Source organism: Pseudonocardia alaniniphila, assembly GCF_022524485.1.
Lineage (GTDB): Bacteria > Actinomycetota > Actinomycetes > Mycobacteriales > Pseudonocardiaceae > Pseudonocardia > Pseudonocardia alaniniphila.
The window spans coordinates 153,817-167,851 of record NZ_JAKXMK010000020.1 but is presented as its reverse complement, the minus strand read 5'-3'; the positions used below and the strand labels follow the sequence as shown (position 1 = coordinate 167,851).

At 71.0% G+C, this 14,035-nt stretch carries 19 protein-coding genes; 14 read left to right on the top strand and 5 right to left on the bottom strand.

Annotation, left to right across the window (positions count from 1 at the left end; translation table 11 throughout):
* Nucleotide 1: 1 nt before the first annotated feature.
* From MMF94_RS23455 to MMF94_RS23400, 12 genes are all read left to right on the top strand, one after another.
* Entirely contained in the window at nt 2–2,389 is a 2,388-nt protein-coding gene (locus tag MMF94_RS23455) for an aerobic carbon-monoxide dehydrogenase large subunit (RefSeq protein ID WP_241039302.1), read from the top strand.
* Between the two features lie 3 nt (nt 2,390–2,392).
* A complete protein-coding gene (locus MMF94_RS23450) occupies nt 2,393–2,995 on the top strand; it encodes an SRPBCC family protein (protein ID WP_241039301.1) in 603 nt (200 codons plus the stop codon).
* A gap of 12 nt (nt 2,996–3,007) precedes the next feature.
* A complete protein-coding gene (locus tag MMF94_RS23445) occupies nt 3,008–3,268 on the top strand; it encodes a hypothetical protein (protein WP_241039300.1) in 261 nt (86 codons plus the stop codon).
* A 13-nt stretch (nt 3,269–3,281) separates the two neighbouring features.
* Nucleotides 3,282–3,509 (top strand): hypothetical protein, encoded by a 228-nt coding sequence (locus MMF94_RS23440; RefSeq protein WP_241039299.1) that lies wholly within the window; start codon nt 3,282–3,284, stop codon nt 3,507–3,509.
* Nucleotides 3,510–3,523: 14 nt separating this feature from the next.
* A complete protein-coding gene (locus MMF94_RS23435) occupies nt 3,524–3,769 on the top strand; it encodes a hypothetical protein (protein WP_241039298.1) in 246 nt (81 codons plus the stop codon).
* Between the two features lie 2 nt (nt 3,770–3,771).
* The gene (locus MMF94_RS23430; RefSeq protein ID WP_241039297.1) at nt 3,772–4,104 is read left to right on the top strand and encodes a hypothetical protein; all 333 of its coding nucleotides are present in this window, start codon (nt 3,772–3,774) and stop codon (nt 4,102–4,104) included.
* Between the two features lie 3 nt (nt 4,105–4,107).
* Complete coding sequence (locus MMF94_RS23425; protein ID WP_241039296.1) at nt 4,108–4,470, top strand: hypothetical protein; 363 nt, start codon at nt 4,108–4,110, stop codon at nt 4,468–4,470.
* Nucleotides 4,471–4,665: 195 nt separating this feature from the next.
* Nucleotides 4,666–4,827, top strand: coding sequence for a lasso RiPP family leader peptide-containing protein (locus tag MMF94_RS23420; RefSeq protein ID WP_241039295.1), 162 nt, complete (start codon nt 4,666–4,668; stop codon nt 4,825–4,827).
* Nucleotides 4,828–4,946: 119 nt separating this feature from the next.
* Nucleotides 4,947–6,317, top strand: coding sequence for an asparagine synthase-related protein (locus MMF94_RS23415; RefSeq protein ID WP_241039294.1), 1,371 nt, complete (start codon nt 4,947–4,949; stop codon nt 6,315–6,317).
* On the top strand, nt 6,314–6,745 hold the full coding sequence (locus MMF94_RS23410; RefSeq protein WP_241039293.1) for an asparagine synthase-related protein: 432 nt from the start codon (nt 6,314–6,316) through the stop codon (nt 6,743–6,745). Before MMF94_RS23415 ends, MMF94_RS23410 begins: the two co-directional genes overlap by 4 nt.
* Entirely contained in the window at nt 6,729–6,971 is a 243-nt protein-coding gene (locus MMF94_RS23405) for a lasso peptide biosynthesis PqqD family chaperone (RefSeq protein ID WP_241039292.1), read from the top strand. Before MMF94_RS23410 ends, MMF94_RS23405 begins: the two co-directional genes overlap by 17 nt.
* Nucleotides 6,972–7,020: 49 nt before the next feature.
* Nucleotides 7,021–7,494: a lasso peptide biosynthesis B2 protein gene (locus MMF94_RS23400; protein WP_241039291.1), complete on the top strand. Its 474-nt coding sequence runs from the start codon at nt 7,021–7,023 to the stop codon at nt 7,492–7,494.
* Nucleotides 7,495–7,552: 58 nt separating this feature from the next.
* Here MMF94_RS23400 and MMF94_RS23395 read toward each other — a convergent pair whose 3' ends face one another.
* Genes MMF94_RS23395 through MMF94_RS23375 form a run of 5 tightly spaced genes read right to left on the bottom strand, consistent with a single transcriptional unit; the run spans nt 7,553 to nt 10,682 of the window.
* Nucleotides 7,553–7,942, bottom strand: coding sequence for a hypothetical protein (locus MMF94_RS23395; RefSeq protein WP_241039290.1), 390 nt, complete (start codon nt 7,940–7,942; stop codon nt 7,553–7,555).
* 44 nt (nt 7,943–7,986) lie between these two features.
* Complete coding sequence (locus MMF94_RS23390; RefSeq protein ID WP_241039289.1) at nt 7,987–8,295, bottom strand: hypothetical protein; 309 nt, start codon at nt 8,293–8,295, stop codon at nt 7,987–7,989.
* A gap of 11 nt (nt 8,296–8,306) precedes the next feature.
* Nucleotides 8,307–9,452: a vWA domain-containing protein gene (locus tag MMF94_RS23385; protein ID WP_241039288.1), complete on the bottom strand. Its 1,146-nt coding sequence runs from the start codon at nt 9,450–9,452 to the stop codon at nt 8,307–8,309.
* Nucleotides 9,449–10,345: an AAA family ATPase gene (locus tag MMF94_RS23380; protein WP_241039287.1), complete on the bottom strand. Its 897-nt coding sequence runs from the start codon at nt 10,343–10,345 to the stop codon at nt 9,449–9,451. The genes MMF94_RS23385 and MMF94_RS23380 overlap by 4 nt, the downstream gene beginning before the upstream one ends.
* 31 nt (nt 10,346–10,376) lie before the next feature.
* Nucleotides 10,377–10,682 (bottom strand): hypothetical protein, encoded by a 306-nt coding sequence (locus tag MMF94_RS23375; RefSeq protein WP_241039286.1) that lies wholly within the window; start codon nt 10,680–10,682, stop codon nt 10,377–10,379.
* A 129-nt stretch (nt 10,683–10,811) separates the two neighbouring features.
* Between MMF94_RS23375 and MMF94_RS23370 the strand changes: the two genes are divergently transcribed.
* The gene (locus MMF94_RS23370; protein ID WP_241039285.1) at nt 10,812–11,759 is read left to right on the top strand and encodes a LysR family transcriptional regulator; all 948 of its coding nucleotides are present in this window, start codon (nt 10,812–10,814) and stop codon (nt 11,757–11,759) included.
* Between the two features lie 283 nt (nt 11,760–12,042).
* Entirely contained in the window at nt 12,043–14,019 is a 1,977-nt protein-coding gene (locus MMF94_RS23365; RefSeq protein ID WP_241039284.1) for an ATP-binding protein, read from the top strand.
* The last annotated feature ends 16 nt before the right edge of the window (nt 14,020–14,035 follow it).

The window sequence follows — 14,035 nt, the reverse complement described above, 5'->3', positions numbered from 1 at the left end:
CATGACCGCACTCGACGAGATCAAGATCGGCGGGCTCGGCGCGAGCCGCCGCCGGGTCGAGGACAGCCGGTTCGTCCGGGGCCGCGGCAACTACACCGACGACATCAAGCTGCCCGGCATGCTGCACATGGAGATCCTGCGCAGCCCGCTGGCGCACGCGCGGATCACCTCGATCGACACGAGCAAGGCCTGGGAGATCCCGGGCGTCCGGCTGGTGCTGACCGGCGAGATGATGGCCCAGCGCAACCTCGCCTGGATGCCGACGCTGTCCTACGACACCCAAGCCGTACTCGCCACCGACAAAGTGCGTTTCCAGGGCCAGGAGGTGTGCGTCGTCGTCGCCGACGACCCGTACATCGCCAAGGACGGCTGCGAGGCGATCGTCGTCGAGTACGAGCCGCTGCCGCCGATCGTCAGCCCGGAACAGGCCCAGGCGCCCGGCGCGCCGCTGATCCGTGACGACAAGGAAGGCCAGACCGACAACACCTGCTACCGGTGGGAGGTCGGCGACCGGGAGTCCACCGAGCGTGCGTTCGCCGAGGCCGACCACGTGTCACGGCTGAAGCTGCACTACCCGCGCAGCCACCCGTCACCGATCGAGTGCTGCGGATCGATCGCCGACTTCAACCCGGCCACCCAGAAGCTCACCGTCTACATGACCACGCAGGCCCCGCACATCATCCGGGCCGCGGTGGCGCTGGTGGCGGAACTGCCCGAACACATGATCCGGATCGTCTCGCCCGACATCGGGGGCGGGTTCGGCAACAAGGTGCCCGTCTACCCGGGCTACGTCGCGTCGATCCTCTGCTCGATCCTGCTCGGCAAACCCGTCAAGTGGATCGAGGACAAGTCCGGCAACCTCAGCTCCACGGGGTTCGGCCGGGACATGTACCTCGACAGCGAGATGGCTCTGCGCGCCGACGGGAAGATCCTCGCGGTGCGCCTGCGCGCCGACACCGACCAGGGCGCGTTCTTCGCCGACGCGCAGCCCAGCAAGTTCAAGATCGGGCTGCTGCACTCGGCGTTCGCCTGCTACGACATCCCGACAGGCCACATCACCGCGCAGGGCCACTACACGAACAAGGCACCCGGCGGCGTCGCCTACCGGTGCTCGTTCCGCGTCACCGAGGCGATGTACTTCCAGGAACGCATGGTGGCGGCCGCCGCGGCCGAACTGGGTATCGACCAGGCCGAGTTCCGCCGCATCAACCTGCTGCGCGACGACCAGTTCCCGCACCGCACGGCGTTCGGGTTCCTCGTCGACTCCGGCCAGTACGGGAAATGCCTGCAACTCGGGCTCGACGCGATCGGCTACGACGAGTTCCGCAAGGACCAGGAGATCGCCCGCTCGCGGGGGCGCCGTCTGGGCATCGGGATCTCGACGATGACCGAACCGCTCGGGGCAGGCAACAGCCGCGAGTACGACATCCTCGGCATCAAGATGTTCGACTCCGCCGAGCTGCGGGTGCACCTGACCGGCAAGGCGATCCTGCGGACCGGCGCGAAGACGCAGGGCCAGGGGCACGAGACCACCTGGGCGCAGATCGTGAGCCACGAGCTCGGCATCCCGGCCGCCGACGTGATCGTCGAGGAGGGCGACACCGACACGGCACCGTTCGGGATGGGCACCTACGCGTCACGCAGCACGCCCGTGGCGGGCGCCGCGGTCTCGATGGTGGCCCGCAAGGTGCGCGCCAAGGCCCGCAAGCTCGCGGCGCACCTGCTGGAGGTATCCGAAGAGGACATCGAGTGGGAGCTCGGGCGGTTCTTCGTGCGCAGCGCTCCCGACCGTGGCGCCACCATCCAGGAGTGCGCGATGGCCGCGTACTCCAACATGCCCGACGGGATGGAGCCCGGCCTCGAGTTCAATGCCTACTACGACCCGCCCAACCTGACCTGGCCGTTCGCCTGCTACATCGTGACGGTCGAGGTCGACCCGGAGACCGGTGTGTGGGACGTGCTGCGGGTGGTCGCCGTCGACGACTGCGGTGTGCGGATCAACCCCATGGTCGTCGAGGGGCAGATCATGGGTGGGCTCACCGAGGCCTACGCGATGTCGAGCATGCAGTTCCAGACCTACGACGCCGACGGCAACATCGTGGGCTCGAACTACATGGACTACCTCCTCCCGACGTCCTGGGAGACCCCGGGCTTCGAGCTCCACGAGGTCGTCACGCCGTGCCCGCACCACCCTATCGGGGCCAAGGGGGTCGGAGAGTGCGCCGCGGTCGGTGGCCCGGCCGCGTACGTCAACGCCGTGCTGGACGCCCTGTCCGACACGGGCGTCCGCAACATCGACATGCCGCTCCTGCCGGACCGCGTCTGGCAGGCCATCCAGGACGGGCGTGACGTGTCCGGTGCGCCGCCGATCCGCAGTGACCAGGGGTGACGAATGCTCATCGACAACGAGTTCGAGGTCGCCGCACCGGTCGACAGGGTCTGGGCCTACCTGCTCGACGTGCCCAATCTCGTCCCGTGCCTGCCCGGTGCGGTACTGGTCGGTGACGACGGTGACGGCACCTACCAGGGCAAGGTCACCACGAGGCTCGGCCCGGTGCGGCTGAACTTCAGCGGCACCGCGAAGATCGTCGACACCGACGAGGCCGCCCACCGGATGGTGCTCGAAGCGTCCGGTTCGGAGGACCGGGGCAAGGGCACCGCGGAGATGACGGTGACCGCCACGCTGCGGGCCGCCGGCCGGGGCACGCGCGTGCACGTCGCCCAGGACCTGACGGTCTCCGGAGCGGCCGCGCAGTTCGGGCGCGGCATGATCGCCGACGTCACGAGCGTGCTCCTGAACAGCTTCGCCGAGTGCCTGCAGTACAACATCGACAACCAGGGCAGTGCCGACCAGCGGGGCGGCGCCACCGCCACGGCCGTGCGGGCCGCCGCGCCTGCCAGCGGGCTCGCCATCGGGCTGCGAGCCACCGTGATGGCCCTCAAGCGCGTCTTCGCCCGCTTCTTCCTGCCCTACGACGCGTCGCGCCTGCGCTGAAAGGAGATCGACGTGGTGCTCTGGTGGATCGGCAACGCACTGCTGCTGTTCGTCGTGCTGCCCGTGGTGATCGCCCTGCTCAACCGGGTGCTCGCCGCGGTGGAGCGGATCCGGGCCGCGGCCGACGACCTCCTCGTCCACGGCGTCGAACTGGTCGGCGAGGTGGACGGCGTCCCCGAACTGCTCGCGACGACCGATGCCACCGTCGAACAGATCGCGGTCGGCGCCACGAGGTACGCGGGCAGCGTCGCGGCGCTGCTCCCGGCGAAGTAGAGGAGACGAGACGATGCCGGCTGTCGCCTGGGTCACGATCGTGATCGCCGCCCTGATCATCGCCGTCACGGCTGTCGGGCTGCTGCGGGTGATCCTGCACCTGCGCCACGTGCACACCACCCTCGGCGCTCTGCTCGGCGGCGTGCGAGCGGTCGCGGACAGCACTCGCACGGTGCCCGAGGTGGTGCCGTCGGTGAACGCCAACCTCGCCCCCGTGCGGGCCTGGACCGAGACGGTGTGAGGAGCGCAGTTGTGATGGTTCCCTTCGGATGGACCCTCGGCCTGGTCATCGGGCTGGTGGTGGTCGTGGTGGTCGTCGCGCTGGTCACGCCGATCCTGGTGCTGGCCTACAAGATCGGTACGCAGGCCCAGGAGCTCGACGCGGAACTGGACCGCGCGCGCGTCCACACGGCAGGGCTCGCCGGGCTGACCGAGACCATCGACCACGCCACCACGATCATCGGTGGCCTGCAGCGCGGCCGCGCGCGGTTGGGGGGCTGATCGTGTCCACTTCTCCTGCGGCGCTCTCGCCGGGCGAGGTCACGTACTGGTCGGTGATCCTGCTGATCGGCCTGGTCGTCATCGTCGCGGTGGTCGTGCTGCTCAGCATGCTCATCGCGTACGTCAAGCGGATCGACCGCCACACCACCGCGATCGGCGGCACCCTCACCGAGATCACCGCCAACACCGCCGACACGAAGCTGATCCCGACCACCGGCGACGGCCTCGACCTCGTTCTCGCGGAAGGTCTGCAGCACCACCTGTTCCTCGGGCGCGTCGTGGACAGCATCCCCACGCCCGCCGCGAGTGCCCCGCGCTCGGAAGGGAGTGCCTAGGCCATGTCGGAGACCACGCTGATCGTCCTGACCGTCGTCGAGATCGTCGTGCTGATCGCGGGCCTGGCGTTCTTCCTGTACTGGGTGGGTTCGCTGCTGGCCAAGATCGCCACCACGCTCGAAGCCGGCGACGGGCTCGTCCGGCAGATCGTCGACGACGCCACGGTGATCAAGCCCGGCCTGGAGCACATCAACCGCTCCGGCGGCGTCGTGGCGGGCGCCCTCCCATTGCTCTACGGATTCGCGGAGCAGATCATCCGGAAGGCCTCGCCCAACCCCGAGCGCCCGACGGTCGCGACGCCGGCCACCGGAAGTCGCCGCTCCCGATTGCTCGACGCTGTCGGGTTCGTCTCGTCGCGCCACTGACGGTCGTTTCACAAACAACACATTCGCCGAGCGCCCCCTTCACGGCCGGTCGTGAAGGGGGCGCTCGGGTGTCCGGGATCAGAAAGAAAGCCCCCGCGTCAGGCGAGGGTTATGTGCTGACGCAAGAAACGAACAATATTGACATACCGTATGCAGTAGACATACCGTGATCATCCGCCCAGGGAAGGGGATCCCATGGAAATGGAAATCACGGAGACCTACGAGTCGCCCGTGCCCGTCAAGGAGACCTACGAGCCGCCCGCGTTCGTCGAGGTCGGCGGGTTCGCCGAGCAGACGATGGGGGCGGGCTACGTCTACCCCGAGGGGCGCCCCGCCATGCGGTACCTCGGTTCCTGAACCGGGCGCTCCGCAGGCTGATTCGTGCGGCGAGCGCCGGCTCCTGGTCGTCTTGACCCGGGAGTCGGCGCTCGCCGCCGGTCTGTACGCAGTAGCCGAACTCTGAGGGGGGAGTTCCCGTGCACAGCGGGCGCTGGTTCGTTGTTCTGCCCGACTCGGAGCAGGCGCTCGCGATCGCGCGCCGCGTGCAGCCGTTCGCCTGCGGGTCGATAGCGCATGCGTCGGGCCGTCCCTGGCTGATGGGCTGCTGGGACGGCGACGGGATCGCCGTCGGCTCCTCGGCCGCGAACCGGGTGGCCGCGATCGGCACGTTCTCGGCAACCGAAGCCGACCTCTCACGGTGGGCGGCACGAGGTGACGAACCGGAGCCGGCGGGGGCCCTCCACCTGATCGCCTCCCTCGACGGGCGTGTGCGCGTACGAGGCACCATGTCCGGCACCCACCGCGTCTTCCATGCGCTGGTCGACGGCGTCACGGTCGCCGCCGACCGGGCCAGGACGTTGGCATGGCTCACGGACGCGCCACTGGACGAGGGCCGGCTGGCGGTGCGGATGGCGTACCCGCAGCCGCCGCACCCGATGGAGGACACCGCGCTGTGGCGGGGCGTCGAGGCACTGGCCGGTGGATCGGTGCTGACCGTGGACCCGACCGGCTCGGCCCACGTGCGGCGCTGGTGGCAGGCGCCGGAGCCGGAGCTACCGCTGGAGGAGGGGGCCGGAGCGCTTCGCGAGGCGTTGCTCGAGGCGGTGGAGCTGCGGACCCGCGGCGGCGGGGTGCTCGGCGCGGATCTGTCCGGTGGGCTGGATTCCACTTCGCTGTGCTTCCTGGCCGCCCGCACCGGCGCCCAGCTGGTGACGGTGACACTGCGGTGGGCCGCGACAGGCAACGAGGACGCGGATTGGGCCGACCGGGCGGCCGTCCACCTGTCCGGCTGCGAACGCCTGGTCTACGGGCCCGACGAGCTGCCGCCCTTCTTCTCGGGGATCGGGTCGCTCGGCGACGGCCGCTCGGAGGACGAACCGACGATGGGCGTGCGGGAAGACGCGCAGCAGGACGTGATCGACCAGGAACTGCTGAAGCGCGGCGCGCGCCTGCGGCTGTGCGGTCACGGCGGCGACCACGTGGTGCAGTCCCCGCCCTCCTCCGTGCACGACCTGTTCCGCCGCTCCCCGACCGAGGCCGTGCGCAACGCGATGGGCTACCGGGCGCGGCACCGGTGGCCTGCCGCCGCCACCGCCCGGATGCTGCTGGACAGCACCCCGTATCGCCGGTGGCTCGCTGCGGCAGGCGACTCGCTGACCGCTCCGCCGACATATTGGCCGCAGCCGTGGGGCACGCCGCCGAGGATGCCCCCATGGGCGAGTGACGACGCGGTCGCCGCGGTCGCGGCCTGCTGCGCCGGGCCGAGGCCGAGCCGCTCGATCCGGCGCGCGGTCGTCATGGGCGAATCCACCAGGCTCAGACCGTCGGCCGGATCGGCCGCCAGATGATCATGCGCGAGCTGGTCACCGACTCCCCGTTCTGTGACGACAAGGTGATCGAGGCCTGCCTCTCGGTGCGCGCGGAGGCGACCGCCTCGCCGTGGGCGTACAAGCCGCTGCTGGTCCGCGCCATGCGCGGCCTGGTCCCCGACGAGGTGCTGACCCGCACCACCAAGGACCACTCGGGCCACGAGTGGTTCTCGGGCCTGAAGCTGCAGCGCCCGGCGCTCGCCGCGCTGGCCGAGGACTCCCTGCTCGTACGGTACGGCCTGGTCGACGCCGATTCGCTACGGCGGGCGCTGCTCAGCCCGCAGCTGTCCACCGTGCCGTCACAGCCGCTGGAGCAGACGCTCGGCCACGAGATGTGGCTGCGCGACCTCGAAGCCCACCCGACGCCCGCCTACCTCTGGAAGGAGCACCATGCGGCTGCGCACTGAGGTCGTCGCGGTGGACACGGAGGACGCGCGCGTGCTCCTGGACGAGCGCACCGGCCGCTACTTCCAGCTGAACCGGCCGGGGGCGCTCATCCTCGACGCCGTCCTCGCCGACGAGGACGCGGCCCAGCGCCTGACCGAGGTCTACGCCGTCGACCCCGAGCGGGCCGCCGCGGACGTCGCGGACCTGCTGGAGCGCCTCCGGGCGGCCGGGCTGGTAGTCACGTGAGAACCGCAGCACCGCGAACGCGGCCGACGAGCGCCGGCGAGGAGGCACCGTGAGCGAGCGTGCGAGCGAACCATCAGGCGGCGCGAGCCAGGCGAGCGAACCATCAGGCGGCGCGAGCCAGGCGCTGCACCGTGGAGACCGGCCGCCGGTGGGTCGTCGCATCGTCGTTCACCTCGCCGTCGGCGCCGCCCGGGTGCTGGCCCGCCTGCCACCAGGACGAATCCGGCGGGTGCTCGAGTTGGTCAGGCGCGGAGCCGCTGCCGCCACACCCGAGCAGGCCCTCGCCGCCCGCCAGGACGTCGTCGCGGTCAGCGTTCTCTGCTCGGGCCGGTACTGCCTGCAGCGCTCCCTCGCCACTGCGCTCGTGTGCCGGATCCGCGGTGTCTGGCCCACCTGGTGCACAGGCGTGCGCACACCCCCGTTCGCCGCGCACGCCTGGGTCGAGGTCGGCGGCCGGCCCATCGGCGAGCCTGCCGACACCGTCACCTACCGCCATGTCATGACAGTTCCTCCGGTGAACTGATCGCCACGAGATCCGCCGATCAGCCCTCGCGAGGGCGCATATCCGGATCTCGCGGCGATCACGGACCGTCCCGACGGTGCGGCGGCAGGGGGGCCGTGTTCGGAGCGTCGGAATACTCGCCGATCCACTCGTCGCGCCAGGCGTTGTCGTATTGCTGCTCGTTGCAGAACGGGTGATACACCGCCACCAGTTCGTTGGTGATCATCTCCCGGTGCGGCCGGTTGCCGCCGGGCACCTCCAGGAACGCGACGTGCACCTTCCATTTCGATCCGGCGCGCTGGGTCCAGCAGCGCGCCCGCCGGTGTTTGAAGGGAAAGCCTTCGGCAGTGAGATCGTCGGCGTGCCCGACGTAGATCACCGCGTACGTCTCGGGCTTCGTCTCGGGGTCGGGTTTGTAGAGGATGGCGTAGACCCCCGGCCGGGCGGGCGGGGTCCAGCCGCCGAGCACGCGGGGTCCGGAGAAGGCGTACCCCGCGAGGGAGCCGAGGCGGATCATCCCTGGGCCAGGTCCGGGTCAGGGCCGATCTCCATGTCCTCCTCCTCGCTCACCGCCTCCACGCGCACGACCGGGTAGTCGGGGAGGCCCGCCTTGGCCACCGCGGCGGCGAACTCCGTGCGGCCCTTCTCGACGGCCTCGTCGCGGGTGTCGGCGACGACGACGAGCTGGGCGCCGTAGCGGGTGGTGCCGATCCCGGTGGCGATCCCGCCGCTCGGCGCGACGGCGTCGGCCAGCTCGACGACCTCCTCCAGCTGCATGACGCGGTCGCCCTCGGCCTCGATGCCGACGCTCCACCTGGTCATCTGCTCCCCTTTCACCGGGCCAGCGTCGGGAGCAGCTCCGCGAGCTCGGCGAGGCTGCTCAGGTCGTGCCCGGACAACAGGACGTCGATGTGCGGCTCGGCCACCATCATTCCGATGGTCCGTGGCCGGTGGCCGGGGTCCTCGCCCCGGTGCGGGTTCATCCAGACGATGTGGTGGCACAGCCGGCTCAGCCGTTCCATGGCGGTGGCGAGTGTGTCGGGGGTGCCGCGGTCCAGGCCGTCGGAGCAGATGACGACCACGCCCCCGCGGCAGACGCCGCGCCTGCCCCAGCCACGCACGAACTCGTCGAGCGAGTCGCCGATGCGGGTGCCGCCCTCCCAGTCGACGACCAGCTCGGCGGCCTCCGCCAACGCCTGGTCCGGACTGCGGCGCTGGAGTGGGACGGTGATCCGCGTCAGCCGGGTACCGAAACAGAACACCTCCACCCGCTGCGTCGCCCGCCGCGCCGAGTGGGCGAACTGCAGGAGCGCGCGCGAGTAGTCGGCCATCGAGCCGGAGACGTCGAGGATGAGTACGAGCGGGCGCAGCTTGTGTCGTCGCCGCTTCCACCGCAGGTGGACCGGCTCGCCGTGCATCCGCAGCGACTCCCGCACGGTCCGGCGCAAGTCGGGACGGCGGCCGCGCGACGACGGACGGGTGCGGCGGGTGCGGCGCTGCGGCGGGGTGAGCCGGATCCGCTCCATGATCCGCCGCAACGCGGCGAGCTCGTCGGGGGTGCAGGCGGCGAACGACTTGTGCCGCAGCGTCTCGACGTTCGACGCCACGAGCCCGAGCAGCGCCTCGTCCTCCTCCTGCTCCGAGCCGGCCGGATCGACGGCCGGGACCTGGAGAACGGCCTCGGACTCGGCGGTGGACCTGGCGGTCAGCTGGAGCAGCTCCTCGACGGGGTTGCGCTCACCCAGGAAGAACTCGCGGAAGACGTCGTCGTATCCGGCGATGTCCTCGTGGCGGCTGATCAGCGAGGTGCGTCCGGCCCAGTAGAGGTCGACGAGGTCGGTGGGGTCGAGCGGGACCATGGCCGCGCAGTACGTGGAGATGTCCCCGGAGCCGACCGAGATCCCCCGCGCCCGCAGCGCGCGGCCGAACGCGACGAGCACCCGTACGAGCTCGTGGCCTGCGGTCCGGGTGCCGGTCACGCCTGCGACGTGATCTCGTCGAGGTTGTCGCGGGCCAGCTCCATGTCCTCCCGCTCCTTGAGCACCGAGCCGAGCGTGAGGTCGGCGGCGTCGGCGGTCAGCGTGGTCTCGCCGAGGAAGTCCAGCGTGTGCGCCCAGTCGATCGTCTCCGCGACGCCGGGGGGCTTGGCGAGATCGAGCTCACGCAGCCGGTGCACCGCGGCCACGACCTTGCGGGCGAGCGCCTCGCTGACCCCCGGCCGGCGGACCAGGACGATCTCGACCTCCCGATCGAGGGACGGGTAGTCGATCCAGTGGTACATGCACCGTCGCTTCAGGGCGTCGTGCAGCTCGCGCGTGCGGTTCGAGGTGAGCACGACGAAGGGCGGGGCTGCTGCTGTGATCGTGCCGACCTCCGGGATGGTGATCTGGAAGTCCGACAGCATCTCCAGCAGGAAGGCCTCGAACTCGTCGTCGGCGCGGTCGATCTCGTCGATCAGCAGCACGGCGCGATCGCCGGACCGGACCGCCTGCAGCAGGGGCCGCTCCAGCAGGAACCGCGGCCCGAACAGCTTGTCGACGGCTGAGTCGTCTCCCGGATCCTCGTTCTCCCCGACGGTCGCTCGCTCCGACATGGCCCGGATGTGCAGCAGCTGCCGCGCGTAGTCCCACTCGTAGAGCGCCTGGCTCGTGTCGATGCCCTCGTAGCACTGCAGCCGGATCAGGTCGCGTCCGAGGACGCCGGCCAGCACCTTGGCGATCTCGGTCTTGCCGACCCCCGGCTCGCCTTCGAGGAGGAGCGGGCGCTGCAGCGACAGCGCGACGAACACGGCCGTCGACAGCCCGCGGTCGGCGAGGTACCGGCCCCGGCGCAGCGTCTCGGTCAGCTCGGCGACGCTGGTGGGTGCGCTCACGGTCGGGGTCCTCCAGCTGCCGGGTGCGGGCTCAGCGCTCGTTCTGCTCCGCCCCCATGACGAGGTCGCGCACGCTCCTGGCGCCGGGGACGATCTTGCCCTCGCGGGCGAGCCGATCGCGCCATGCGCTGCGGAGATCGTCGCCGACGGGGCCGGCGGTGGAGTCGGTGTCGGCGCCGCCGTTCGCGATGCCGCCGAAGCCGATGTTCTTCATGTTCTTGCACACCTTGGTGGTGCTGGGCGCCTCGATGTCGGCGGCGGACTGGCGCTGGGCCCTCCAGATGCCGCGCAGCACCGGCAGCGCCTCGCTGTCGGGGGCGTCGCTCTCGTGGGTCATGTCCGCACCCTCCTCGCCGCGCTGCGGGAAGACATCAGCGTAGTCGCGGACCATGCTGCTGGGCCCCGGGACAAGGGGCAATCGGTGAATAACCCTTTGCTTAGTCGTGCGCTGGGTCACAATCCACCCATGACGCTGACGCAGCTGAGCGCCTTCGTGCTGGTCGCCCGGCTCGGCTCGGTGAAGGCCGCAGCGAGTGCGCTCGGGGTGAGCGAGCCCGCCGTCTCCCAGGCGCTCGCCGCCCTGCGCAAGTACCTCGACGATCCCCTCCTCACGCGCAGCGGCGGCGGGATGGCGATGACGGCGGGCGGGAGCAGGCTGCTGACGATCGCCGCGCAGATGGTCTCTCTCGGTGCCGAGGCCGAGTCGGCCGTCCGGTCGGCGAAGGGTGCGGCCGAGCAGCTGCGGCTGGTTGCGCCGAGCGCCATCGTCGAGTTCGTCGCGGGCCCGCTGGCCGATGCGTTCACCGCACGCTCGGCCGGATCGATCGAGGTGTCGGCGGGGGTGTCGGCCACCGCGGAGATGGCCGTGCTGGTCTCGCAGCGTCTCGCCGACGTGGCACTGGGCCCCTATCTGGGTGCCGACCGCAGCTTGGGGCTGGTCAGCGAACCGATCTTCCGTTGCAGGCTCGTGGTGCTCGCGTCGCCCGACGCTCGGTTGCGCGGCTCACCCGCGGGGTGGCCGTGGCTGGTCGAGCCTGCGGCCACCGACCCGGGCAGCGACGTCAGCCGGCTGCTGCGCGGGCTCGGTGTGCCCGAGTCACGCCTGAGCGTCTTCCCCAACCAGACCGCGGCGTGGGAGGCCGCGGGCCGCGGGGCGGGTGTCGCCCCGGGGATCGCCCACCTCGCCGTCCACCAGTTGCGCCGCCGCGAGCTGCAGGTGGTGGACGTTCCGGGCACCCCGCTGGAGCTGTGCTGGCACGCCACCACCCCGCCGGTCGACCGGCGCTCGGCCGCGGCGGCCTCGCTGCGCCATTTCCTCGGCACGCCCGAGGCGATGAAGCTACTGCGATCTCCCGGCGCGGGAGTGCCCCCGTCACGGTTCCGGCCCCCTGTGTATGTGACGATCTGGAGCTGACCGGGGCGCGGGGAACCCGCCGCGCTCCCCCGTTCCTCGTAACCCGCTACACCATCGAGTGTCCACCAATAGGCCGGCCGCGTGCATTTTTCTGTCATTCCGTGAGCGGTTCTTCACACTGCGTCAGACCGCTGTAGCCTCGCCACCACTCCCCAGTGACGAGGTCTCAGGAACGGTGCGACACACGATGTGGAGATCGGTCCTCGATACGCTCCCCCGCGGTTACTCCCTCGATGAGAGGGACTGGCAACGCAGGCATCGACTCCTCCTGGGGGTCCTCGCCATGCACGTTCCGGCGCTCGCCCTGTTCGGCCTGCTCCTCCGACACCCGCCGCTGACGGTGACATACGTGCTGGTCACCCCGGTCGCCTGCCTGGCTTTCGGGTACTGGCTGCGGCGCAGGCGCCGCACGGCATCAGTGCTTGTGACGGCAGGGCTCGTGTACTCGTCGGCCGCACTGGTGGGGCTGACCGGAGGCACCATCGAGGCGCACTTCCATTTCTTCATCATCATCGGATTCATCGCGCTGTACCAGGACTGGGCACCTTTCCTGTTCAACATCATTTTTACGGTGATCAGTCACGGGATCGGCTCGGCGTGGCACCAGACATTGATCTTCAACCATCCCGCGGCGCAGGCGAATCCGTGGCTCTGGTCGGCGATCCACGGCGTGGCCGTCCTTCTCGCCTGTGTGGGCATGACGCTCTTCTGGCGGGTCACGGAGGAATCGCAGCGGGAGAAGGACATGCTGTCGCGCCGGCTCTCCGACGCCGAGATCGGCCGTCGCGAGTTCACCTCGGATCTGCTGGTGAGCCTCGCGCGGCGCAACCAGAGCATGCTCTACCGGCAGCTCGACATCATCAACCAGCTCGAGGAGTCCGAGCGCGACCCGGACGCGCTGGCCGAGCTGTTCAAGCTCGACCACCTGGCCACCCGGGTCCGTCGTAACGCCGAGAGCCTGCTGGTGCTCTCGGGTGAGCAGCCGTCCCGTACGTGGAGCGCGCCTGTGCCGCTGCGTGACGTCGCGCGAGCGGCCGTCGCGGAGATCGAGCACCTCGAACGCGTCGTCCTGGTCATCGACGAGCACCCTGCTGTCTCCGGGCGCAGCGTCACCGACCTCACGCACCTCATCGCCGAGCTCACCGAGAACGCCGTGCGGTTCTCCCCGCCGGACACGGTCGTCACCATCCGCTCCTGCCCCGACCGCGACGCCCGCGGCGGCCATCTGGTCAGCGTAAAGGACTGGGGCCTCGGGATGCCGCGGGACGAGCTGGCCGCCACCAACGCGCTTCTCGCCGACCCGCCGGAAGTCGACCTCTCGGTCGCGCAACGCCTCGGGTTCCACGTCGTCGCCCGGCTCGCGGCGCGCCACCGTATCGGCGTGACACTCACCGCGACGCCCGGATCGGGGCTGACCGCGATGGTGGCGTTACCCGCAGGGTTGTTCGAGGCACCGCCGTTCGACGGCCCACCGCCGAAGACGCAGCTGTTCGCGCCGTCGATGTCCGAGCCGGTGTCGGCCGCACCGACCTGGAACCTGCCGGCACAGTCCGGACCGGCGACGTCGCGGCGCAACGGGCCTGCCCGGCACGGGGCGACCCGAAACGGATCGACGCCGGCGTTCGCTACCACGCGGAACGGGTCGCCGTCCGCCCGGCGCGTACCGGGCGCACCGGTCAAGCGCCGCCCGCCGGAACCCGTGCCCGCCGCCGAGACCACCTGGCCCGGCTGGTGGGACCGGCCCCTCGCCGGTCCCGCCAGCACCACCGCGCCGGGCAACCCCCAGACCAGCGGCACCGTCACCCCCGCCGTGCATGCCCCGCCGGCGGCCGTGGCGGTGCCGTTTCCTCGCCGTCCGACCCCCGCCGGCGTAACGCCGGCCCCCGACCGTTCCCCAGCCGCCGAGAACCCGCCGGCCCCGGGTGACGACCACGCGGCCATCCCACCGACCCCCCGGGATATCACCGCAGTCGCCCGGGTGCCGGCGCCTCGACCCGCCGAGCCGGTGCGCCCACCACGCGCCGCAGTGGCGGCGCCGGACCGGCTCGACCACGACCCGTCGGGCAGGCACTCCCTCCGCCGGCACGTCCCCCAGGCGAGCCTGGCTCCGGGCTTGCGCGAGCCCGATCACCGGGTCGTGCCCGCGGATCACCACACGACGACGGGCAGCGCGGACGCCGCGAACGCGCTCTCCCGCTACCAGGCCGGCAGGCGGGCCGCGCTCGCCGTCGCGGAGAACGGAAGCGGAGGGTTGTCGTGACCGACGGGACGCTCAA

Bases quoted from the DNA above. Each gene is read 5' to 3' on its own strand.
- MMF94_RS23410 (WP_241039293.1), top strand. From the start codon at position 6,314: ATGATCATGCGCGAGCTGGTCACCGACTCCCCGTTCTGTGACGACAAG.
- MMF94_RS23440 (WP_241039299.1), top strand. From the start codon at position 3,282: ATGCCGGCTGTCGCCTGGGTCACGATCGTGATCGCCGCCCTGATCATC.
- MMF94_RS23435 (WP_241039298.1), top strand. From the start codon at position 3,524: ATGGTTCCCTTCGGATGGACCCTCGGCCTGGTCATCGGGCTGGTGGTG.
- MMF94_RS23420 (WP_241039295.1), top strand. From the start codon at position 4,666: ATGGAAATGGAAATCACGGAGACCTACGAGTCGCCCGTGCCCGTCAAG.
- MMF94_RS23405 (WP_241039292.1), top strand. From the start codon at position 6,729: ATGCGGCTGCGCACTGAGGTCGTCGCGGTGGACACGGAGGACGCGCGC.
- MMF94_RS23375 (WP_241039286.1), bottom strand. From the start codon at position 10,682: ATGACCCACGAGAGCGACGCCCCCGACAGCGAGGCGCTGCCGGTGCTG.
- MMF94_RS23390 (WP_241039289.1), bottom strand. From the start codon at position 8,295: ATGACCAGGTGGAGCGTCGGCATCGAGGCCGAGGGCGACCGCGTCATG.
- MMF94_RS23370 (WP_241039285.1), top strand. From the start codon at position 10,812: ATGACGCTGACGCAGCTGAGCGCCTTCGTGCTGGTCGCCCGGCTCGGC.
- MMF94_RS23365 (WP_241039284.1), top strand. From the start codon at position 12,043: ATGCACGTTCCGGCGCTCGCCCTGTTCGGCCTGCTCCTCCGACACCCG.
- MMF94_RS23425 (WP_241039296.1), top strand. From the start codon at position 4,108: ATGTCGGAGACCACGCTGATCGTCCTGACCGTCGTCGAGATCGTCGTG.
- MMF94_RS23450 (WP_241039301.1), top strand. From the start codon at position 2,393: ATGCTCATCGACAACGAGTTCGAGGTCGCCGCACCGGTCGACAGGGTC.
- MMF94_RS23455 (WP_241039302.1), top strand. From the start codon at position 2: ATGACCGCACTCGACGAGATCAAGATCGGCGGGCTCGGCGCGAGCCGC.